This window comes from Nocardioides sp. LMS-CY (genome assembly GCF_018732145.1).
Taxonomy (GTDB): Bacteria; Actinomycetota; Actinomycetes; order Propionibacteriales; family Nocardioidaceae; genus Nocardioides; species Nocardioides soli.
In genome coordinates this window covers 5,068,142-5,087,603 of the sequence record NZ_CP076104.1, presented here as the reverse complement: position 1 = coordinate 5,087,603, position 19,462 = coordinate 5,068,142, and the positions used below count along the sequence as shown (strand labels likewise).

20 protein-coding genes and 1 tRNA gene are annotated in these 19,462 nt (G+C 73.3%); 9 read left to right on the top strand and 12 right to left on the bottom strand.

Translation table 11 applies throughout. The annotated features are described in order from the left end of the window. Window positions 1-30: 30 nt before the first annotated feature. From KM427_RS24005 to KM427_RS23995, 3 genes are read right to left on the bottom strand one after another with little or no spacing between them, the layout of a single operon-like run. Complete coding sequence (locus KM427_RS24005; protein ID WP_215525581.1) at window positions 31-969, bottom strand: oxidoreductase; 939 nt, start codon at window positions 967-969, stop codon at window positions 31-33. After that, the gene (locus tag KM427_RS24000; RefSeq protein ID WP_215525580.1) at window positions 966-1,781 is read right to left on the bottom strand and encodes a maleylpyruvate isomerase family mycothiol-dependent enzyme; all 816 of its coding nucleotides are present in this window, start codon (window positions 1,779-1,781) and stop codon (window positions 966-968) included. Before KM427_RS24000 ends, KM427_RS24005 begins: the two co-directional genes overlap by 4 nt. Before the next feature lie 34 nt (window positions 1,782-1,815). Continuing rightward, window positions 1,816-2,418, bottom strand: coding sequence for a LysE/ArgO family amino acid transporter (locus tag KM427_RS23995; protein ID WP_215525579.1), 603 nt, complete (start codon window positions 2,416-2,418; stop codon window positions 1,816-1,818). 69 nt (window positions 2,419-2,487) lie between these two features. On the opposite strand from KM427_RS23995, the gene KM427_RS23990 reads away from it, so the two are divergent. Next, window positions 2,488-3,354 carry a LysR family transcriptional regulator ArgP gene (locus KM427_RS23990; protein ID WP_215525578.1) on the top strand — a complete coding sequence of 289 codons (867 nt, stop codon included), beginning with the start codon at window positions 2,488-2,490 and terminating at the stop codon, window positions 3,352-3,354. Here the strand turns inward: KM427_RS23990 and KM427_RS23985 are convergent. After that, entirely contained in the window at window positions 3,341-4,945 is a 1,605-nt protein-coding gene (locus tag KM427_RS23985) for a CocE/NonD family hydrolase (RefSeq protein ID WP_215525577.1), read from the bottom strand. The two genes, KM427_RS23990 and KM427_RS23985, sit on opposite strands and share 14 nt — an antisense overlap. 9 nt (window positions 4,946-4,954) lie before the next feature. Next, entirely contained in the window at window positions 4,955-5,884 is a 930-nt protein-coding gene (locus KM427_RS23980) for a DMT family transporter (RefSeq protein WP_215525576.1), read from the bottom strand. Between KM427_RS23980 and KM427_RS23975 the strand changes: the two genes are divergently transcribed. Continuing rightward, window positions 5,883-7,310: an aminotransferase-like domain-containing protein gene (locus KM427_RS23975; RefSeq protein ID WP_215525575.1), complete on the top strand. Its 1,428-nt coding sequence runs from the start codon at window positions 5,883-5,885 to the stop codon at window positions 7,308-7,310. The two genes, KM427_RS23980 and KM427_RS23975, sit on opposite strands and share 2 nt — an antisense overlap. Before the next feature lie 41 nt (window positions 7,311-7,351). On the opposite strand, the gene KM427_RS23970 is transcribed toward KM427_RS23975, so the two are convergent. After that, entirely contained in the window at window positions 7,352-9,208 is a 1,857-nt protein-coding gene (locus KM427_RS23970) for an acyl-CoA dehydrogenase (protein WP_215525574.1), read from the bottom strand. A gap of 188 nt (window positions 9,209-9,396) precedes the next feature. Here KM427_RS23970 and KM427_RS23965 point away from each other — a divergent pair, with 188 nt between their 5' ends. Both KM427_RS23965 and KM427_RS23960 read left to right on the top strand, forming a co-directional pair. Beyond that, on the top strand, window positions 9,397-10,290 hold the full coding sequence (locus KM427_RS23965; protein WP_215525573.1) for a sulfite exporter TauE/SafE family protein: 894 nt from the start codon (window positions 9,397-9,399) through the stop codon (window positions 10,288-10,290). 87 nt (window positions 10,291-10,377) lie between these two features. Beyond that, entirely contained in the window at window positions 10,378-10,836 is a 459-nt protein-coding gene (locus KM427_RS23960; protein ID WP_183595175.1) for an RrF2 family transcriptional regulator, read from the top strand. 17 nt (window positions 10,837-10,853) lie between these two features. Here the strand turns inward: KM427_RS23960 and KM427_RS23955 are convergent, their stop codons facing one another. Next, complete coding sequence (locus KM427_RS23955) at window positions 10,854-11,621, bottom strand: hypothetical protein (RefSeq protein ID WP_215525572.1); 768 nt, start codon at window positions 11,619-11,621, stop codon at window positions 10,854-10,856. Window positions 11,622-11,742: 121 nt separating this feature from the next. Between KM427_RS23955 and KM427_RS23950 the strand changes: the two genes are divergently transcribed. The 3 genes from KM427_RS23950 to KM427_RS23940 all read left to right on the top strand — a co-directional run bounded on the left by KM427_RS23950 (window position 11,743) and on the right by KM427_RS23940 (window position 13,423). After that, window positions 11,743-12,195, top strand: a complete 453-nt coding sequence (locus KM427_RS23950) for a nuclear transport factor 2 family protein (protein WP_215525571.1) — start codon at window positions 11,743-11,745, stop codon at window positions 12,193-12,195. Between the two features lie 77 nt (window positions 12,196-12,272). After that, window positions 12,273-12,746, top strand: a complete 474-nt coding sequence (locus tag KM427_RS23945) for a SigE family RNA polymerase sigma factor (RefSeq protein ID WP_215525570.1) — start codon at window positions 12,273-12,275, stop codon at window positions 12,744-12,746. Beyond that, entirely contained in the window at window positions 12,743-13,423 is a 681-nt protein-coding gene (locus tag KM427_RS23940; RefSeq protein ID WP_215525569.1) for a hypothetical protein, read from the top strand. The genes KM427_RS23945 and KM427_RS23940 overlap by 4 nt, the downstream gene beginning before the upstream one ends. Window positions 13,424-13,487: 64 nt before the next feature. Here KM427_RS23940 and KM427_RS23935 read toward each other — a convergent pair whose 3' ends face one another. The 5 genes from KM427_RS23935 to KM427_RS23915 form a co-directional block, all read right to left on the bottom strand. Further along, entirely contained in the window at window positions 13,488-14,138 is a 651-nt protein-coding gene (locus KM427_RS23935; protein ID WP_215525568.1) for a DUF2461 domain-containing protein, read from the bottom strand. Between the two features lie 34 nt (window positions 14,139-14,172). After that, window positions 14,173-15,216 (bottom strand): hypothetical protein, encoded by a 1,044-nt coding sequence (locus KM427_RS23930; protein WP_215525567.1) that lies wholly within the window; start codon window positions 15,214-15,216, stop codon window positions 14,173-14,175. Continuing rightward, window positions 15,216-16,430, bottom strand: coding sequence for a C39 family peptidase (locus tag KM427_RS23925; RefSeq protein ID WP_215525566.1), 1,215 nt, complete (start codon window positions 16,428-16,430; stop codon window positions 15,216-15,218). Before KM427_RS23925 ends, KM427_RS23930 begins: the two co-directional genes overlap by 1 nt. Window positions 16,431-16,819: 389 nt before the next feature. Further along, window positions 16,820-16,895: transfer RNA gene (locus tag KM427_RS23920), tRNA-Gly, on the bottom strand. Window positions 16,896-16,927: 32 nt separating this feature from the next. Further along, complete coding sequence (locus KM427_RS23915) at window positions 16,928-17,701, bottom strand: SGNH/GDSL hydrolase family protein (protein WP_215525565.1); 774 nt, start codon at window positions 17,699-17,701, stop codon at window positions 16,928-16,930. 50 nt (window positions 17,702-17,751) lie between these two features. On the opposite strand from KM427_RS23915, the gene dcd reads away from it, so the two are divergent. Beyond that, on the top strand, window positions 17,752-18,327 hold the full coding sequence (gene dcd / locus KM427_RS23910) for a dCTP deaminase (protein WP_183595184.1): 576 nt from the start codon (window positions 17,752-17,754) through the stop codon (window positions 18,325-18,327). A gap of 31 nt (window positions 18,328-18,358) precedes the next feature. After that, complete coding sequence (locus tag KM427_RS23905; RefSeq protein WP_252274829.1) at window positions 18,359-19,336, top strand: siderophore-interacting protein; 978 nt, start codon at window positions 18,359-18,361, stop codon at window positions 19,334-19,336. The last annotated feature ends 126 nt before the right edge of the window (window positions 19,337-19,462 follow it).

Sequence of the window (19,462 nt, the reverse complement as noted above, 5' to 3'; positions counted from 1 at the left end):
CGCCGCGACTTTGGTCGGGGCCGGGGTCGGTCAGGGGTAGGTGATGCCGACCGCCTGCTCGCTGAGCTGCCAGAGCCGCCGCTGGGCGGTCTCGTCGTAGGAGAGCCGGTTGCTCCTCGTCACCCGGGGGTGGCCGCCCCACTCCAGGAGCCCGTCGGGCCCGACGTACGTCGCTCCCGGGAGGTCGGCCGTCGCGGCCATCAGCGTCGGCCACGCGCCCTCGGCGGGGGTGTTGGGCGAGACCAGCCTGATCGCGCCGTCGAGGATCGTGGCGATGCCGCCGGAGGAGCGGCCGTACTGCCCGTTGGCGGCCAGGTGGGTCGACGCGAAGCCGGGGTGCGCGGCGAGCGCCTTGACCGGCAGCTCGGCGCGGCGCAGCCGGCGGTCGAGCTCGTAGGTGAACAGCAGGTTGGCCAGCTTCGTCTGCCCGTAGGCCGGCCAGCGCCGGTACCGGCCCCGTGGCGCCCGGGGATCGTCGAGCGGCGCGGACCGGGCGACCCGGTGCATCTGCGAGGAGACCGTCACGACCCGGCCGCCCTCCGAGGCGACCAGCTGCGGCAGCAGCAGCCCGGTGAGCAGGAACGGCCCGAAGTGGTTGGTCGCCAGCTGCAGCTCGAGGCCGTCGGCGGTGCGGTGGTGGGGCGTGCCCATCACGCCCGCGTTGTTGACCAGCACGTCGATCGCCCCGAGGCCCGCGACGGTCGCGGCGGCACGGCGTACCGACGACAGGTCGGCGAGGTCGAGCTCCACCGACTCCAGCTCGGCACCGGGCACCTCGTCGAGGATCGTCCGCCGGGCCTCGACGAGCTTGTCGGGGTTGCGGCCGGTGAGCACGACCCGCGCGCCGCGCCGGGCCAGCTCGAGCGCCGTGACGTGGCCCAGGCCGCCGACCGTGGTGCCGGTGACCATGATCGTGCGGCCGCCCTGGTCGGGCAGGTCGGCCAGCGTCCAGCGGTCGGCCCGGGTCACGGCGTGGTCGCCATCGCATCGAGGATGCGTCGGCCCAGCTCCTGGTCGCCCTCGACCTCCACCGTGCCGGACTCGGGCCGGCAGCGGCCACCGGCGAGTCGGATCAGCGCCTCGCGCTCCATCCGGAGCAGCACCGTCGGCGGCGCGGGTGGGTGGGGCAGCCGCTCGCCGCGCCCCGCGTCGGTGACCCCGAACGCGAACGGCGAGCTGCCGTCGAGCTCGAGCACCACCGTGGTGCCGGCCGGGGCGCCGAGGCGCTTGGCGACGACGTACCCGAGGCTCTCGGCGAGGTACTCCGCGGTGTGCCGCGCGGCGGGGGAGTCCATCCCGCCGGGGCGGTCGACCGCGCGGCGGATGTCCTGCTCGTGCATCCAGACGTCCAGCGGGCGGTTGCGCAGCAGCGTGCGCCAGTCCCACGGCACGCCGCCGAAGATCGGCTCGGGCTTGCCGGCGGCGTCGGTCGGCGGGTCCGCGAGCAGCGTGGTGTGCCGGGCCGTCGCCGCCGCCCGGATCTCGTTGATGATCGCGTCGGGGCTCGCATCGCGGCGGTTGACCACGCCCACCTCGGTGTAGAGGCCCAGCAGGCCCTTCACGTGCGGCGGCTCCCCGACGTCCGCGGTCTCCTCGGGCTGTCCGGCGAGGACCCCCTCCAGGTGAGCGACGTGCGACGCGACGGCCCGGACATCCCAGCCCGGCAGGTCGGTCGGCGCCGACCAGTCCTCGTCCGTGAGCTCCTCGAGCAGGTCGGTGAAGTCGTTGATCGCCTGCCACCACACGTCGACGTAGCCGGCCAGCAGCTCGCGGTCACCCATGCCTAGCACCCTAACGACCGGGTACGACGCCCGCTCACCCTCGGGCGAGAGAGAGCGCGATCGCGAGCATCGTCACGCCGATGAGCACGTCGAGGACCTGCCAGGCCCGGGGCCGGGCCAGCCAGCGGCTCGCGTAGCGGGCGCCGAACCCGAGCCCCGAGAACCACAGCACGCTCCCCACGCAGGCCCCGGCCGCGAACCACCAGCGTCCCGTCGGCCCCTCGTGGTTGGCGATCGTGCCGAGCAGCAGCACGGTGTCGAGATAGACGTGCGGGTTGAGCCAGGTCAACGCGGCGGCGCGTGCGGCGACCCCGCGGCGGCTCACCGTCACCCGGTCGGCGGCGTGCAGGGTCTCGGCCCGGCGGGCGCGCCACAGCGACGCCACGCCGTACCAGGTGAGGAACGCGACGCCGAGCCAGCGCACCACCTCCAACACCCACGGCGCACCCTCGACGATCCGCCCGATGCCGGCGACGCCCGCGGTGATCAGCACGACGTCGGAGAGTGCGCAGATCGCGACGACGAGGCCGACGTGCTCGCGCGCGAGACCCTGTCGCAGCACGTAGGCGTTCTGGGCGCCGATGGCCACGATGAGGGAGAGGCCGGTGAGTAGACCGGCCAGCGACGAGTCGAGCACCCCGCAACGCTAGGGCTGGCGCGCGATGTAGACCAGCGAATGTTTCTTCAAGACCATTAGCATCGCTTCATGGACCTCGCGCCCGCCCAGCTCGATGCCCTGGTGGCGATCTCCGACCACGGCACGTTCGAGGCGGCCGCGCGCCACCTGCACGTGACCGCGTCGGCGGTGAGCCAGCGGATCCGCGCGCTCGAGTCGGAGGTCGGTCAGGTCGTCGTGCAGCGCGCCACGCCCTGCCTGCCGACGCCTGCGGGTGAGGCGCTCGTGCGCCTGGCCCGGCAGACCCGGCTGCTGCACGACGAGGTGCGCGATGCCCTCGCGCACGGCCACGTCGGCATCGTGGACCTGCCGGTCGCGGTCAACGCCGACTCGCTGGCGACGTGGTTCCGCGGTGTCCTGGGCGAGCTGGCGGGCTGGCCCGACGTACGCCTGCGGCTGCACGTGGAGGACCAGGCGTTCTCCGCCGACCTGCTGCGCAGCGGCGGCGTGCTGGCCGCGGTCACCTCCGAGCCCGTGGCCGTCCAGGGCTGCTCGGTCGAGCGCCTGGGCCACCTGCGCTACGTGCCGGCCGCGACCTCGGAGCTCGCCGCGCGGTTCCGCCGTGGCCGCGGCCCGGACTGGGCGGCGATGCCGATGGTCGTCTTCAACGAGAAGGACACCCTGCAGCACGATCTGCTCGCGGCCCGGGGCGCGGGCGAGCCACCGGTGGTGCATCGGGTGCCGACCTCGGCGGACTTCCTCGAGGCGGTCCGGCTCGGGCTCGGCTGGGGCATGATCCCCGCGCCCCAGCTCGACGATCGCCTCGTCCCGCTGGGCAGCCGCCTGCACGTCGACGTGCCCCTGCACTGGCAGCGCTGGCGCCTCGACTCGCCGGTGCTCGACCGCCTCACCGAGGCCGTACGCCGAGCCGCCGGCCGGACGCTCAGGCGCGGATGAGCGGCACCTGGAGGTAGGCCTCCCGGCCCGGCCCCCAGTGCAGCGTCGCGGTGCCGCGCGGGCCGGGCGGATACCACGCGGGGAACTGCCCGGTCAGCGGGTTGCGCGGCCACAGCCAGCGCCCGGCGACGACGAGCCGCAGCTGGTCGCCGGCGCGGAACCGGGTCGCCGACGGCCCGAGCTCGACGTCGACCTCGTGGACGCCCTCCCGACGCGGCACCCGGAGCCAGCCGGTCGTGACGCGGTCGCGCCCGAACCCGTAGGAGCCCTCGAACGGCACATAGCGGCCGTCCCGCCACAGCTCCACTCCCGTGACGAGAGTGAGCTCCGTGCTCGCCTCGACCGGCAGCCGCAGCCGCATCGGGCCGACGATCTCGACGTCCTCCGGCGCCGTCCAGCCGATCCGGAACCCGCCCCGGCGGGCGGCGAACCGGTGCGAGCCGGGCGCGGTCGCCGGCGCGGGCGACAGGCCGGTCGTGGTCAGGTGCAGCCGCGTCGCTGCGGCGTCCGGCGGCGGCCACGCGGTCTCCGCCCGGACGCTGCTGACGTCCCTGCTCTCGTGGACCTCGAGCCGCACCCGCGGGAGCGGCGGGTCGTCGCCGTCGTCGAGATGGCGCCGCAGGAAGGCGCGCTGGTCGCGCCGGGCCTCCTGGCCGTAGAACGTCGCCCACTTCCCGCCTCGATGGGTCCACAGGTGGCGCTCCGCGGAGCCCAGTCGCTCGAACCCGCGGATCGACCCGCGCGAGTGCAGGTTGTTGTCGGAGAAGCTGCCGCAGACCAGCGCGGGGACCTCGATCCGCTCGACCGCCGGCACGAGCGAGGCCCAGAACTCGTCGTACTCGGGGCGGCTCCGGCTCTCGCGCGCGAGGTCGTAGGCCAGGCGGGTGCGCCGCAGGCCCGCGGACCAGATCTTGAGGAAGCCGTCCTCCCGCACGCCGCCCGGCCGCAGCAGGTCGCGGTAGGCGTCGGTGAAGCCCTCCCACACCACGATCGCGCGCAGGCCGCGCGGCCGCAGCGCGGCGGCCTTCCACTGGGAGATCGCCAGGTAGGAGACGCCCATCGTCGCCACGCGGCCGTTGCACCACGGCTGGGTGGCGGCCCACTCGACGAGGTCCGCGACGTCCTCGCCCTCCTGGTCGGACAGCAGCCTGCCGGTGCCGTCCGAGGTCCCGGCGCCGCGCAGGTCCGCGTTGACGGCGACCCAGCCGTTCTCGACGCACCAGACCGGGTCCGGCGCTTCCCAGCCGGTCAGGCGCGAGAACGAGACCGGCGCCGGCTGGCGCAGCATCCGGTAGGGGCGCGGGATCGTCCAGCCCCGCCTGCCCCGGGTCGGCAGGTTGTCCTTGCCGTAGGGATGGGCGCAGAGCACCACCGCCCGCGGCTCGCCGTCCGGGGGCCGGTGGACGTTGACCCGGAGCACCGTCCCGTCCCGCGTGGTGACCGGCACGTCGTGGTCCACGACCAGCAGTCCGTCCGGCACCTCGGTCACCGTGATGGGCGGCCTGCGGATGCCGCGCAGTCGCGCCTTCCGGTACGCCGCGGCCCCGGGCCTCTTCCACGGCCGGTCGTCCGCCGGGGCGTCGTCGCTCATGAGTCGACGCTAGAGGTCGGCCGCCCGCCAGCGAACCCGCACCGCCGCGCCGGCACCTGCGATGACGGCGGCGCCGCCCGCCACGACCGACCAGGTGAGCTGCTCGCCGAGCAGCAGCGCGGCCCACGCGATCGTCAGCACCGGCTGGATGAGCTGCACCTGGCTCACCCGGGTCATCGGGCCGATGGCGAGCCCGTGGTACCAGGCGAAGAACCCGAGGTACATGCTCACGACCGCCAGGTAGGCGAACGCCGCCCACTCCCGCGCGCCGGCGTCCGGCGGCTGGTGGACCGCGGCCGCCGTCGCCGCGACCACCATGACCGGCGCCGCCAGCACGAGCGCCCACGACACCGTCTGCCACGCCCCCAGTTCGCGGGAGAGCAGCCCGCCCTCGGCGTACCCGATCGCGGCGGCGAGCACGGCGCCGAAGAGCAGCAGGTCCGGCCAGCCCAGGCCGCCGAGGCCACCGCCCTGCAGCGCCGCGAACCCGACGGCGGCGACGGCGCCGCAGGCGGCCAGCACCCAGAACGTCGCCGGCGGGCGCTCGTGTCCGCGCAGCACCGCCAGCACGGCGGTGGCGGCGGGCAGCAGCGCGATGACGACGGCGCCGTGGCTCGCGGAGGCCGTCGTCAGCGCGAAGGAGGTCAGCACCGGGAAGCCGACCACCACGCCGCCGGCGACCACCGCCAGTCGCGTCCACTGCCGGCCGCGCGGAAGGCGTTGTCGGGTCATCGCGAGCGCGACTCCGGCGAGCGCCGCGGCGACCACGGCCCGGCCGCACCCGACGAAGACTGGGGGCAGCCCGCCGTCGACGGCGACACGGGTGAACGGCACCGTGAACGAGAACGCCAGGACGCCGAGGAGGCCCCACCGGACGCCGGCCCGGGGCGGATGTAGCGCGGCGGCTCGAGGGAGAGTAGCGCTATCGTAGTGACTCATGACCGACGATAGCAGTTCGCGGATCGTCGCCACCCTGCGCTCGTGGATCGCCGACGCCCCGCCCGGCGCACGGCTCCCGTCGACCCGCGCGCTGGTCGCCGAGCACGGCGTCAGTCCCGTCACCGTGCAGAAGGCCCTGCGCACCCTCGCCACGCAGGGTGTCGTGGAGAGCCGGCCCGGGGTGGGCACGTTCGTGCGGCAGGTGCGTGCGGTCCGGGCGCACGACCACGGGTGGCAGACCGCGGCGCTGGGGTCATCGCCCGAGCGCGACCCGCGGCTCTCGACCGCGCTCCGCACGATGCCGAACGACGTGGTCGCCCTGCACTCCGGTTACCCGGACCGGGCACTGCTGCCCGAGCGGCTGGTCCGGGCCGCCACCACGCGGGCGGCGCGGGGCGATGCGGTCGTGGACCGCCCGCAGGCCGCGGGCCTGCCCGATCTCCAGGCCTGGTTCGCCTCCGAGCTGGGCGCCGTCACGCCGGCCGACCTGACGGCGCCGGCCGCGTCCGACGTCATCGTCACGCCGGGCAGCCAGAGCGGCCTGAGCATCGCGTGCCGCGCGCTGGTCGGTGCGGGTCGGCCGCTGCTGGTCGAGTCCCCGACGTACTGGGGCGTGATGGGCGCGGCCGCCCAGGCGCGGGTGCAGCTGGTGCCGGTGCCGAGCGGTCCCCACGGCCCCGACCCTGCCGAGCTCGACCGGGCGTTCGCGACGACCGGCGCCCGGGCGTTCTACGCCCAGCCGAGCTTCGCCAACCCGACGGGCGCGCTGTGGTCGCCGGACCTGGCCGGCGCGGTGCTCGACGTGGTCCGCGCCCACGGTGCCTTCCTCGTCGAGGACGACTGGGCCCACGACTTCGGCATCACCGCCGGCCCGGCACCGCTCGCGGCCCGCGACGACAGCGGCCACGTGGTCTACCTGCGCTCGCTGACCAAGAGCGTCTCGCCGGCGGTGCGGGTCGCCGGTGTCGTGGCCCGCGGCCCGGCCCGGGAGCGGCTGCTCGCGGCGGCGCAGGCCGAGTCGATGTACGTCAGCGGCCTGCTCCAGGCCGTCGCCTTCGATGTCGTCACCCAGCCCGCGTGGCGCACCCACGTCCGCGGGCTCCGCCAGCAGCTGGCCGCCCGCCGCGACCTGCTCGCTGCCGCCGTGCGCGAGCACGTGCCGCAGGCGACCTTCGAGCTGCCCGCCGGCGGGCTGAACCTCTGGCTCCGGCTGCCCGACGGCACCGACGTACGCCGCCTCGCGCGCGACTGCGCGGCCGCGGGTGTCGCCATCGCGCCCGGTGACGAGTGGTTCCCCGCCGAGCCCGCCGGCGCCTACGTGCGCCTCAACTTCTCCGGCCCCGACCCGGGCTCCTTCGAGCGCGGCACCCAGGTGATCGGCCGCGCCCTGAACGCCGACCCGGCGCCAGATTTCAGTCCAGGCTGAAATCTGGCGCCGGCTCGGGTGAAATCTGGCGCCGGCTCGGCTCAGAAGGCGGACTCGTCGAGGTCCATCAGGGACAGGTCGGTCGACTCGGCGAGGACCCGCTCGGCGGAGATCTTCGGCAGCACGTTCTGGGCGAAGAACTGCGCGGCCGCGACCTTGCCCTCGTAGAACGCCTGGTCGCGACCCGGGTCGCCGCCCAGCTTCTCCAGCGCGACCTCGGCCTGGCGCAGCAGCAGCCACGAGCAGACCACGTCGCCCAGCACCATCAGCAGGCGGCTGGTGTTGAGGCCGACCTTGTAGATGTTGCGGACGTCGTCCTGGGCGGACATCAGGTCGTTGATCAGGTGGCCGACGATCGCCTGGGCGTCGTCGAGGGCCGTGGCGAGCAGCGCGCGCTCGTTCTTGAGCCGGCCGTTGCCGGCCTCGCGGTCGATGAACTGCTTGATCTGGCCGGCGAGGTGGCCGAGCGCGGCGCCCTGGTCCTTGACGATCTTGCGGAAGAAGAGGTCCTGGCCCTGGATCGCGGTCGTGCCCTCGTAGAGCGTGTCGATCTTCGCGTCGCGGACGTACTGCTCGATCGGGTACTCCTGCAGGAAGCCGGAGCCGCCGAGGGTCTGCAGCGACTCGGTGCCCAGCAGTACCCACGAGCGCTCCGAGCCGTAGCCCTTGACGATCGGGAGCAGCAGGTCGTTGACCTTCTCGGCCAGCTCGTCCCGCTCCCCGGCGTGCTCGGCGACCATCACCTGGTCCTGCCACGTGGCGGTGTAGAGCACCAGCGCGCGCATCGCCTCGGCGTACGACTTCTGCGTCATCAGCGAGCGGCGCACGTCGGGGTGGTGCGTGATCGTCACGCGCGGCGCGGTCTTGTCGGCCGACTGGGTGAGGTCGGCACCCTGGACGCGCTCTTTGGCGAACTCGAGCGCGTTGAGGTAGCCGGTCGACAGCGTGGCGATGGCCTTGGTGCCGACCATCATCCGGGCGTTCTCGATGACCTGGAACATCTGCGCGATGCCGTTGTGGACCTCGCCGAGCAGGTAGCCGACGGCCGGCTCGCCGCCGCCGACACCGGGGTCGCCGAAGGTGAGCTCGCAGGTGTTGGACACCTTGATGCCCATCTTGTGCTCGACGTTGGTGACGTAGGCGCCGTTGCGCTCGCCGAGCTCGCCGGTCTCGAGGTCGAAGTGGTACTTCGGCACGATGAAGAGGCTCAGGCCCTTGGTGCCCGGGCCGCCCGCGCCCTCGACGCCGATCGGCCGGGCCAGCACCATGTGGATGATCTGGTCGCTGAGGTCGCCCTCGGCGGAGGTGATGAAGCGCTTGACGCCCTCGATGTTCCAGGTGCCGTCGTCGTTCGGGGTGGCCTTGGCGCGGCCGGCGCCGACGTCGGAGCCCGCGTCGGGCTCGGTCAGCACCATCGTGGTGTTCCAGCCCTTGTCGACGACCAGCTGGGCGATCCGGCGGTCGCGCTCGTTGCCGTTGCGCCACAGGACGCCCGCGAACATCGGGCCGGCGCCGTACATCCAGACGGCCGGGTTGGCGCCCAGCACCAGCTCGCCCATCGCCCAGCAGATGCTGGACGGCGCGGGGGTGCCGCCGAGCTCGGCGAACGTCGTGAGCCGCCAGTACTCCGCGTCCATCCACGCCTGGTAGCTCTTCTTGAACGACTCCGGCAGCGGCGCGGTGTTGGTCTTCGGGTCGAACACCGGCGGGTTGCGGTCGGCGTCGACGAACGACGCGGCGAGGTCCTCGCGGGCCAGCCGGTCCACCTCGGCGAGGATCTCGCGGGCGGTCTCCGTGTCGACCTCGGCGAACGGACCGGTGCCCAGCACCTGGTCGCGGCCGAACACCTCGAAGAGGTTGAACTCGATGTCGCGGATGTTGCTCTTGTAGTGGCTCACTGCCCCCACCTTCACCTGGATGTCCGGGAGATCCGGAGTCTACTCGTCGGTAACTTCCATGGTACGTACCCACCAGTAACCCCGCAAGGCGGGTTCGCCCGGGCGCGGCGGATTGGCATGAAGCACGATTGATCTGGCAAAGTTGATCGAGTCAGTAAATAAAGCCGATTCAGGGGTGCGGACCGAACATGCGCAAGCTCATCGTCCTGGCGGTCGTCGGGCTGCTCGCGCAACTCATCGACGGCTCGCTCGGCATGGCGTACGGCGTCACGTCGTCCACCCTGCTGCTCGCCGCCGGCGTCGCGCCGGCCGCGGCGTCGGCCGCCGTCCACTTCTCCGAGATCGGCACCTCGCTGGTCTCGGGGTTCTCCCACCACAAGCTCGGCAACGTCGACTGGCGGACCGTCTCGATCCTCGCCGTCCCCGGCTTCGTCGGCGCCTTCGCCGGCGCGACCTTCCTGGCCAGCCTCGACGGCGACGTCGCGAAGCCATGGGTGGCGGCCATCCTGCTCGGCCTCGGCGGCTATGTGATCTGGCGCTTCCTCGTCCTGGGCGGTCGGCGCCCGACGTTCAAGTCCCGGCCCTCGGCCGGCTTCCTCGCTCCGATGGGCGTGGTCGGCGGCGCCCTCGATGCGATCGGCGGCGGTGGCTGGGGTCCGGTCGGGACCACCACGCTGCTGTCGTCGGGTCGGCTCGAGCCGCGGAAGGTGATCGGGTCGATCGACACCTCGGAGTTCGTGGTCGCCGTCGGCGGCTCGCTCGGCTTCATCATCGCGCTCGGCTCGCAGGGCATCGAGTGGTCGTACGCTGCGGCGCTGCTCGCGGGTGGTGTCGTCGCCGCGCCGATCGCCGCCTGGCTGGTCCGCAAGCTCGCCGCGCGGGTGCTGGGCGTCGCCGCGGGAGGCCTGATCGTGCTGACCAACAGCAAGACGATCGCCGAGGCGCTGGGTGCGTCCGGTGCCCTGGTCGCGCTGCTGGCCGCGGTCGTCGGCGTGCTGTGGGTGACCGGGATCGTCTGGGCGGTGCGGCAGGAGCGCCTGGCCCGAGCCGGCGCCGACGAGCCCGAGCTGGTCGCCGCCTGAGGCTCCCGTCACAGGCCCCGTCGCGGCGGGGCGCCGAAGCACCCCAAGGTCGAGTGAACCAGTCGACACATCTGACACACTTGACCCATGCGAGTTTCCGCCAAGTCCGACTACGCCCTCCGCGCGCTGATCGAGATGGCGTCGCGGGTGGACGGCCGGGCGGTGAGCGCTGAGGAGCTCGGGCGGCTCCAGGAGATTCCGCACGGCTTCCTCCAGGCGATCCTCGCGGACCTGCGTCGCGCCGGCGTCGTGATGTCGCAGCGCGGCCAGTCCGGTGGCTGGCGGATGGGGCGCCCGGCCGCGGACGTGTCCGTCGCCGACGTCATCCGGGCGGTCGACGGGCCGCTGGTCTCCGTCTACGGACTGCGGCCGGAGGCGGTCACCTACAACGAGACCGCCGACGTGCTCCAGCACGTCTGGATCGCGGCCCGTGACTCCCTGCGCGACGTCTTCGAGCAGGTCTCGATCCAGCAGCTCGCCGACCGGCAGCTGCCCGACGCGGTCACCGCGCGCACCGCGCACGAGGAGGCCTGGCAGCCGCACTGACGGCAGCCTCGCTCCGATCAGGCGTCGGCCAGCCGGCGCCTCGGCCTGCGGCGCTTCCTCTCCAGCTTGGCGTTGCGCTCCGCGAGCGCCCGCTCCTGCTCGCGCAGCCGGGCCACCTCGACGAGCGTCGCCGAGAGCAGCGCCGAGGCCCACCACAGCTGGTCCTCGCCCTCGGTCGGGGTGTCGCCGTCGAGGTCACGGCCGGTCGCCTGGGCCAGCGACCGCATCAGGTGTGGTGGCAGGCCGGGGGCCGGCAACGGCAGCCGCGCGGCGTCGAAGCCGACGAGCTCCCCGAGCGCCGACCAGATCCAGGCCCGAGGCTCGACGTACGTCGGCGCGACCAGCACGTGCACCCGTTCGGCGCCGCCGACCGCCCGCGCCCAGCGCCGGGCGAGGTCGGCGAGCTCGTGCCGCTCGGCGTCTGCCCGGCGGGCGGTGACGACGACGTGCACCTCGTGCCCGTCGAGGGTGTCGAGCAGGAGTGCGGCCTGGTCGTCGGTGCAGGCGGCGAGCAGCTCCTGGCTGAGCAGGATTGGGCCGCTTCCCCGGCGGGTGCGCCGGCAGATCTCGGCCCAGGTGCCCTCGACCTCGCGGCGCTGGTAGCCCCACGCCCGGTGGTCGCGGCGGATCTCGACCGCGGCCCGGAACATCTCGTCGTCCGTGATGGTCGGGTGTTGGACGCCCATCTCGGTGAGCGACTCGGAGTGCTCGACGAGAGCGGTCTCGACGAAGCCACCGCCGCTGCCGGGGAGTCCGATGTGCAGGTACGCCGTACGTCGCGCCATGGCGTCACGGTCCCAGTCGCAGGCGGCCCGGCGGTGAACCTCCCGGTGAACGGGGCGTGAAGGTCTCCCGACCGCACCGGGATATCTAGAACATGTTCCAGTTCGCGCCTAGGATGCCGCCATGATCACCTCCGACGCCATCACCTGGAACGCGCCGAACGACGACCACCCGGCGCGCGCGGCCTCCCAGCGCTCCTACTCGGCCGTCGCCAAGGGCGATCTTGCTGAGTGGCTCACGGTGTACGCCGAGGACGCCGTGATCGAGGACCCGGTCGGCCCGTCGATGTTCGACCCGGAGGGCACCGGACATCGTGGCCACGAGGGCATCTCGGCGTTCTGGGAGAAGGCGATCGCGCCGATCGCGACGTTCGAGTTCGAGATCAACGACTCCTTCGCCAACCCGGGCGGCAACACCTGCGCGAACATCGGGCGGATCAAGACGTCCTTCCCCGACGGCAGCCACACGACGACCGACCTGATCATGGTGTACGTCGTGCACGACGACGGCCGGGTCGCGTCGATGAAGGCCTACTGGGAGCCCGACCGCACGATGGCGAGCTTCACGTCCGCCTGATCCCGGTGTGACCGCGCGCCGCCCGGCCGCGTCGTAGTGGATGGAGCACCATTCACCGGACACGCAGCGAGGGCGGGATGTCGAAGGATCGGGAGTTCGAGCAGTTCGCCGTGGCGAGGACGCCGCAGCTCTACCGCTCGGCGTACCTGCTCTGCGGCGACCGGCACCGCGCCGAGGACCTCGTCCAGGAGACCCTGGCCAAGGTCTACGTGAAGTGGGGCCGCCGGATCGACAACCCGGCGGCATACGCGCAGACCACGCTCGTGCGCACCTACATCAGCCAGCAGCGGCGGCGTAGCAGCCACGAGGTGCCGTACGACGACCTGCCGGAGTCGGCGACCGTCGACCCCGCGGAGGCCGCGGACCTGCGGATGGGTCTGCAGGACGTCCTCGACGGGCTGGTGCCGCTGGACCGTGCCGTCCTGGTGCTCCGCTACAGCGAGGACCTCGCCGTCGCCGAGGTCGCCGACCTGCTCGGACTCAGCCCGGGCGCGGTCAAGAACCGGAGCATGCGGGCGCTCGAGCGCGCCCGGGAGAGGGCGTCGCGATGAACGAGCAGCAGATGGTGGCCCTGGTCGAGCGGGTCGGTGAGACCCTCGAGCCCGACGTAGGACGGCTGGTGGCGGGGGCCGCGGCACGGGGGCGGGTACGACGCGGCCGGCGGCGGCTGGCGGCGGCGGCCGGAGCGGCTGTCGCCGTCGTCGCGACCGCCACGGCCGCGCCGCTCCTGGTCGTGGGCGGCGGCACCGGGGCGGGTGTCGCCACGGCGCCGGGCGAGTCGCCGCGGGAGCTCGCGGTCGCCGCCGGCGACATGAGCGCGGCGCTGGCGACGCTGCTGCCGGGTTCGCGCGTCGTCGCGGACGACCAGCCGTACCAGTTCCAGGTCCAGCGGGGGGTGGTGCGCTGGCGCGGCGGCACGGTCACCGTGGCGATCGACACCCGCAGCGCCGGGGTGTCGACGCCCGCCCGGGAGCGGTGCCTGGCGTTCGCGGGTGGCCCGCCCTGTGCGGCGATGCCCGGGGGGGTCTGGCTCTTCGAGCACGGACGGACGGAGTTCGACGCGCGCACCGGCGAGGAGCAGCCGCTGCAGGACCACGTCCGTGCCTACGTGCCCGGCGGCTTCGTCGTCGACGCATACGACGACGGCGCGGCGTCCGTAGGCCGGAGGCTGCTGCGCACGCTCGCGCTCGACGGCGTCTGGTGGGTCGCCCGGCCCGATACCCAGTGACGGTGTGGTCGTTCCCGGGCGACCGGAACAACCAGAACGTCACTGGGTATCGCCCGGGTGGCGCTCAGGTCGAGGCGTGCCGGGCGCACCACTCGACGAGCGGGCGCAGCGTCCGCCAGTCATCGCGGACGATGTCGAGCACCTCGGGGGTGTGGATCACCGGCTCGAAGCCGAGGGAGTGGCCCGCGGTCAGGGAGCGGTGCCGGAGCAGCTCGATGCGCGGGTGCTCGGTGTCGTACCCGCGGGGGCTGGTCTTGAGCCGGTCGCCGCCGATCTCGAAGCCCTTCCTCTCCAGCGAGCGGACGATCTTCTCGAGCTCGGGGCCGAAGCGGTCGTGCGCCACGGCCTCGCGGAACGCCGCCAGCCGGGGGCCGCTCGCCTCGTAGAACCCGCCGCCGGTGCGGACGCCGCGCGGCGAGAGCTCGACGTACCAGCCCGTCGCCTCGCCGACCCGCACGAACGCGCCCTGATGGGTCTTGTACGGCGTCTTGTCCTTCGCGAACCGGACGTCGCGGTAGGGCCGGAACACCTTCGCGCTCTGCCCGTCGGGGGCGAACTCGCCGGTGAGCTCGGCGCACAGCGCCTCCATCGGCCGGCGGACGGACTCGGTGTAGACCGCCTTGTGCTTCTCCCAGAACGACTTGGTGTTGTCGACCTCGAGGTCGTCGTAGAAGTCGAGCCCCGCGACGGGGAATCCGGTGAAGCCGTCACTCACGCCTGCCAGCGTAGACAGCCGGGGCGAGCGCGGGTCAGTCGAGGTCGGCGGTGACCTGTTCGTCGCCGGAGGAGGAGCGGGCGGTGACGGTGATCGCGTCGCCGCCACAGCGCGGCGGCTCGAGGAACGCCTGGCCCTTCGGCGACTCGTAGACCACGACCGCGCCGTCGTCGGGCGTCCATCGCAGCAACGCGGCGGGCTCGCCCTGCCGCTGCGGGTCGCGCACGAAGTACGCCGCGCCGTGGCACTCGACCAGGCTGCCGGCCAGGCCGGGGCCGAGGTCGGCGTACTCGTCGCCGATGCTCGCCTGGAAGTGGGCCTCCTCGATGCGCCGCTCGCGCGGGATCTCCGACCAGACGGCGCCGCCGTCGGTGAGCACGCCCTCCCAGCCCTTGCACGCGGTGACGCCGGGGAAGGGGGTGGCGGTGCCGCCGGCGACGGTGACGACCGTGCGGCAGGACGGCCGGGAGTCGTCGAAGGTCATCATGGAGTCGCCGTCCTCCGACACGTGGGCGGTGCTGAAGCCGTGCCGCTCCGGTGCGCACCACGCCACCGTCGAGCGCCGGCTCTCGAGGTCGACCTCGGCCAGGCAGTAGGCCCCGTCGTCGACGGTCGCGTGCAGGAGCCGGTCGTCGCCGAGGGCCCAGGTGCCGCCGCTGGTGGTGGGTACGTCGGAGTCGCCGTCGACCGAGAACGTCCGGCCGCTCTCGAGGTCGACGACCGTGGCGCGGCCGGCCCGCCGCTCGGCCCGGTCCTGGAGCACCACGACCGCCCAGTCGTCGTCGAGCAGGGCGTCGCTGACCCGCCACCCCGCCGTACCCCCGCCGCTGCCGGTGGTCGGGCCGGTCAGCTCCCAGCTCGACCCGTCGCCGGTCACGGTGAGGGTCCACTCGCCGTTGCGGGTCACGGGGTCGTCGACCGGGCCGTCGACGGGGCGCCAGTCCAGCGGCTCGATCGAGCCGGGGCTCTCGCTGGGGGTGCTGCCGGTGGTCGGCGGCTCCGGCCTCTCGTCGTCCGATCCGCAGGCCGACGCGGCCAGCGCCACGATCGCGGCGCACGCCAGCAGCCGGGGTCGCATCAGACCCCCACGTTGTGCATCGGGTGGGCCTGGTTGGCGCGGTAGCTCTTGTAGGCCTGCCGCCACTGGACCCGGGCGATGAAGGGCTCCGAGGGGTCGAAGCGCTGCTGGTTCCAGGGCTCGAAGTAGCCGAGCCGCAGCGGGCGCTTGCCGGACTTGTCGTAGCCGCGCCCGACCTGGAAGTGGCCGGACGCGTCGTCGTCGAGGTAGGGGTAGTAGGCCCGGCGCAGCACGGGGTGCAGCACGACGGGCGCCCGGTAGTCGTGGATGTGGCGCATCATCAGCAGTTTCCACTGCTTGAAGGACCAGTCGCCGACATCGAGGGTGATGTAGGGCCCGGCGCGTCCCGGCCGGTCGTATCCCGTGGCGCGGTTGACGACGCGCACGATGTCGGAGATCGAGGTGCCGTCGCGGGTGGTGCCGAGCCGGCGGGCCCAGTGGCGCTGGGTGCGGACCTCGCCGTCCCAGCCCCATGCGATCGCCTGCATCGTGGCGGGTCCGCACCAGTAGGTGCGGTTCTGCTCCCGGGCGCGGCCGGGCTTGATGACGGTGGACCGGCGGGGGTAGTCGGCCGTGGTCTTGCGCTGCGCGGCGAGCCGGGTGGTGTCGCGGGCGGCGCGGGCCTCCGGGTGGGCGGCCAGGAAGCCGCGCGGGAGCGGCGTGCCCTGGATCTCGTGTCGCAGCAGCCAGACCTTGGCCACCGACCGCGCGGCCGCGGTCAGCTCGGCGCGCTCGGCGGCGGCCCGCTCGGCCGGGCTCATCCGGGCCATCCGGTCGAGGGTGGCGGCCGCGTCGAGGTCGCCGGTGGTGGTCGTCGCCGGGGCGCGGCCCGACCGTCGAGCCGCGGCGGCGACCCGGTCGCGTACGTCGGCCTCGGTGTCGCTGGTCCAGCCGACGCCCAGGCAGTACCGCTGGCCGTCGAGGTCGGCGCAGCGCACGGCGTCGGCGGTCGCGGCGACGCCGGCCTTGCTGCCGGGCCGGCCGATCGTGCGCCCGGCCGCGACCACCCGGTCGATCTCGGCCCGCATCGCGGCGGTGACCCGGGAGGGGCCGGCGGCGTTCGCGGTGCGCAGCGAGCCGCCCGGCGTACGCCCGGTGTCGGTGGACGGCCGCAGCGATCCGGGGCCGTCGTCGCCGCGGGGCACGAACGGGGCGAGGGCGAGCAGCAGGGCCAGTGCGCCGATGCCGACGGCGACCGAGCGGGGGCGAGACATCGAGAACCTCGAGACCGGACGGGGAAGCGGTCCGTCCCACTGTCACCGTGCGTCACTGGTCTAGTCAAGTTCCCCATGGGTCACAGCGGCGGCGGAGTGGCGGTCGCGCCCTATCCGTTCGATCGCTGGGATTGCCGGCGAGTAGCGATGGGGTCGGGGTGCACGGCCCCAGCAATTGAACGGATGCGCCCGGGAGGCATCGAGCGGAGGGCCAGGCTCGACGAGGCTCGAACTCGTGACATCGACGTTGGGCGACATCGACGTTGGGCAGAGTGTCGCGCTCGTGGGCGCGACGTTCGTCGGGATGTGGAGCGGATGACGAGGCTCGAACTCGCGACATCGACGTTGAGCGGAGTGTCGCGCTCGTGGGCGCGACGTTCGTCGGGATGTGGAGCGGATGACGAGGCTCGAACTCGCGACATCGACCTTGGGAAGGTCGCGCTCTACCAACTGAGCTACATCCGCATGACCCGCGGGTCTGCCGGGTCGCGGAGATACTAGTCGATCGGCGCGAGCGTGGCGCGCTTCGGGTCCAGCCCGTCGCCCGAGGAGCGTCCGGTGAGGCGGCGGTGCACCCACGGGATGGCCATCCCGCGCACCCAGGTGAGGTTCTCGCGGCGCTGCTCGGCCCTTGTCGGTGGCGGGCGGTCGGGCAGCGGCAGCGGCTCGAGCCCGTGGGGTACGCCGAGGGTGTCGAGCACCTCGATCGCCATCCGCTGGTGGCCGGCCGGGCCGAGGTGCATCCGGTCGGGGTCCCAGTAGCGCCAGTCGCGGTAGTCCCGCATCGTCCAGAAGTCGACGACGGTGGCGCCGTGGGTGCGGGCGGCGGTGCGCACCAGCTCGTTGTAGAGCGCGAACCGGCCCCGCAGTGGCCGGTAGATCGCCGACCCGCCGGGGTCGAACGCCGTGAACACGACCAGCCGGGCACCGGTCGCCGCGAGCCGACCGAGCGCCGCGTCGTACCGCTCGACGATCCCGTCGAGGTCGACGCGTGGCCGCAGGATGTCGTTGGCGCCCGCGTAGATCGTCACCAGGTCGGGCTCGAGCGCGACGGCGGGGTCGAGCTGCTCGTCGAGGATCGCGGGGAGCTTCCGACCACGGATCGCCAGGTTGGCGTAGCCGAACGACCGCCCGGTCGACGCGGCCTCGTGGCCGAGCACCTCCGCGACCCGGTCCGCCCAGCCGCGCACGCCGTTGGGACGCGCGGGGTCAGGGTCGCCGACGCCCTCGGTGAAGGAGTCGCCGATCGCGACGTACCGCTGGAAGCTCACCGTCTCATTGTCCGGGGTGGCCCGCGGGCGGCCACCGGTAGGGTGCCAGCGTGCTGCTGTCAGATCGCGACATCACCGCCGAGATCGACGCGGGGCGGATCGCCCTCGACCCCTACGATCCGGCGATGCTGCAGCCGTCGTCGATCGACGTCCGGCTGGACCGGTTCTTCCGGGTGTTCGAGAACCACAAGTACCCGCACATCGACCCCGCCGCCGATCAGTCCGACCTGACCCGGATGGTGGAGCCGGAGGGCGACGAGCCGTTCATCCTGCACCCCGGGGAGTTCGTGCTCGGCTCGACGTACGAGGTGGTGTCGCTGCCCGACGACATCGCGGCGCGGGTGGAGGGCAAGTCCTCCCTCGGCCGCCTGGGCCTGCTGACGCACGCGACCGCCGGGTTCGTCGACCCCGGCTTCTCCGGGCACGTGACGCTTGAGCTCGCGAACGTCGCGACCCTCCCGATCAAGCTCTACCCGGGCATGAAGATCGGCCAGTTCTGCTTCTTCCGGCTCTCCTCTCCCTCGGCGCACCCGTACGGCTCGGAGAAGTACGGCTCGCGCTACCAGGGCCAGCGCGGCCCGACGCCGTCGCGGTCGTTCCAGAACTTCCATCGGACGCCGATCTAGCCATCAAGTGAAGTTAGGCTAACCTAACTTCATGACCACGACCTCGGCGTCCGGCACGGAGCAACCGCAGCTGTCGATGATCCTCGACGAGGTCGAGGTGGTGCGGGTGGAACGGCTCTCCCCGTCGTTCGTGCGCGTGGAGTTCGGCGGACCCTGCCTCGAGCACTTCGGGGTCGAGGGGCAGCCGCTCTACGACCAGCGGATCAAGCTGGTCTTCCCAGGTGTCCCGGGCGGCCCGGTGCCGTCGTTCGAGGGCGTCGACGACTCCTGGTGGGAGACCTGGCTGGCTCGGCCGGAGGCGGAGCGCGGCCACATGCGTACCTACACCGTCCGCGACCTCGTGGGCAGCGGCCCCGACACCCGGCTGGTCGTCGACATCGTGGTGCACTCCGACGACCACGGCGAGACCGGCCCGGGCTGCGACTGGGCCGCGCGCGCCGCGGTGGGGGACCGGGTCGTGGTGCTCGGCCCGCGGCGCGGCCAGTTCTACGGCGGCATCGAGTTCGAGCCCGGTACGGCGGGCCGCCTGCTGCTCGTCGGCGACGAGACCGCGGTGCCGGCCGTGTGTGCGATCCTCGGCCAGCTGCCGTGGGACGCGGTGGGTGCGGCGTTCCTGGAGATCCCGACCGCCGCCGACGCCCAGACCGTGCAGCACCCGGAGGGCGTCCGGGTGGTCTGGCTGCCCCGGGCGGGCGCGGCCCACGGCGAGCTGCTGCACCCGGCGGTGCTGGACCACCTCGGTGTGGGCGCCGCGGCGGTGGCGGGCGCGGAGGCCGACGAGGTCGATCCCGACCTGTGGGAGACCCCGACGTACTCCTCCTCCGGGGAGGACGTCGACTCCGCCGCGACCGTGGTCGGCCACGACCTCGACGACCTCTACGCCTGGATCGCCGGCGAGTCCGGCGTGGTCACCGCGCTGCGGCGGGTGCTGGTCAAGGACCTCGGGGTCGACCGCCGCCAGGTGGCCTTCATGGGCTACTGGCGCCGCGGTGTCGCGATGCGGTCGTAGCTGCGGGCCGGCGGTTGCGGGACCGGGATAGTCCGTCACGTTCTGGTTGCCGACGATCGGGATCGACAACCAGAACGTGACGGACTATCCCCGCCGCCGACCATCCCCGCCGCCGACCATCTCCGC

Excerpts from the sequence above, each read along its gene's own strand:
- KM427_RS24000 (WP_215525580.1), bottom strand. The coding sequence starts at position 1,781 with ATGGGTGACCGCGAGCTGCTGGCCGGCTACGTCGACGTGTGGTGGCAG.
- KM427_RS23990 (WP_215525578.1), top strand. The coding sequence starts at position 2,488 with ATGGACCTCGCGCCCGCCCAGCTCGATGCCCTGGTGGCGATCTCCGAC.
- KM427_RS23985 (WP_215525577.1), bottom strand. The coding sequence starts at position 4,945 with ATGAGCGACGACGCCCCGGCGGACGACCGGCCGTGGAAGAGGCCCGGG.
- KM427_RS23975 (WP_215525575.1), top strand. The coding sequence starts at position 5,883 with ATGACCGACGATAGCAGTTCGCGGATCGTCGCCACCCTGCGCTCGTGG.
- KM427_RS23980 (WP_215525576.1), bottom strand. The coding sequence starts at position 5,884 with ATGAGTCACTACGATAGCGCTACTCTCCCTCGAGCCGCCGCGCTACAT.
- KM427_RS23965 (WP_215525573.1), top strand. The coding sequence starts at position 9,397 with ATGCGCAAGCTCATCGTCCTGGCGGTCGTCGGGCTGCTCGCGCAACTC.
- KM427_RS23960 (WP_183595175.1), top strand. The coding sequence starts at position 10,378 with ATGCGAGTTTCCGCCAAGTCCGACTACGCCCTCCGCGCGCTGATCGAG.
- KM427_RS23955 (WP_215525572.1), bottom strand. The coding sequence starts at position 11,621 with ATGGCGCGACGTACGGCGTACCTGCACATCGGACTCCCCGGCAGCGGC.
- KM427_RS23950 (WP_215525571.1), top strand. The coding sequence starts at position 11,743 with ATGATCACCTCCGACGCCATCACCTGGAACGCGCCGAACGACGACCAC.
- KM427_RS23945 (WP_215525570.1), top strand. The coding sequence starts at position 12,273 with ATGTCGAAGGATCGGGAGTTCGAGCAGTTCGCCGTGGCGAGGACGCCG.
- KM427_RS23940 (WP_215525569.1), top strand. The coding sequence starts at position 12,743 with ATGAACGAGCAGCAGATGGTGGCCCTGGTCGAGCGGGTCGGTGAGACC.
- KM427_RS23930 (WP_215525567.1), bottom strand. The coding sequence starts at position 15,216 with ATGCGACCCCGGCTGCTGGCGTGCGCCGCGATCGTGGCGCTGGCCGCG.
- KM427_RS23925 (WP_215525566.1), bottom strand. The coding sequence starts at position 16,430 with ATGTCTCGCCCCCGCTCGGTCGCCGTCGGCATCGGCGCACTGGCCCTG.
- KM427_RS23905 (WP_252274829.1), top strand. The coding sequence starts at position 18,359 with ATGACCACGACCTCGGCGTCCGGCACGGAGCAACCGCAGCTGTCGATG.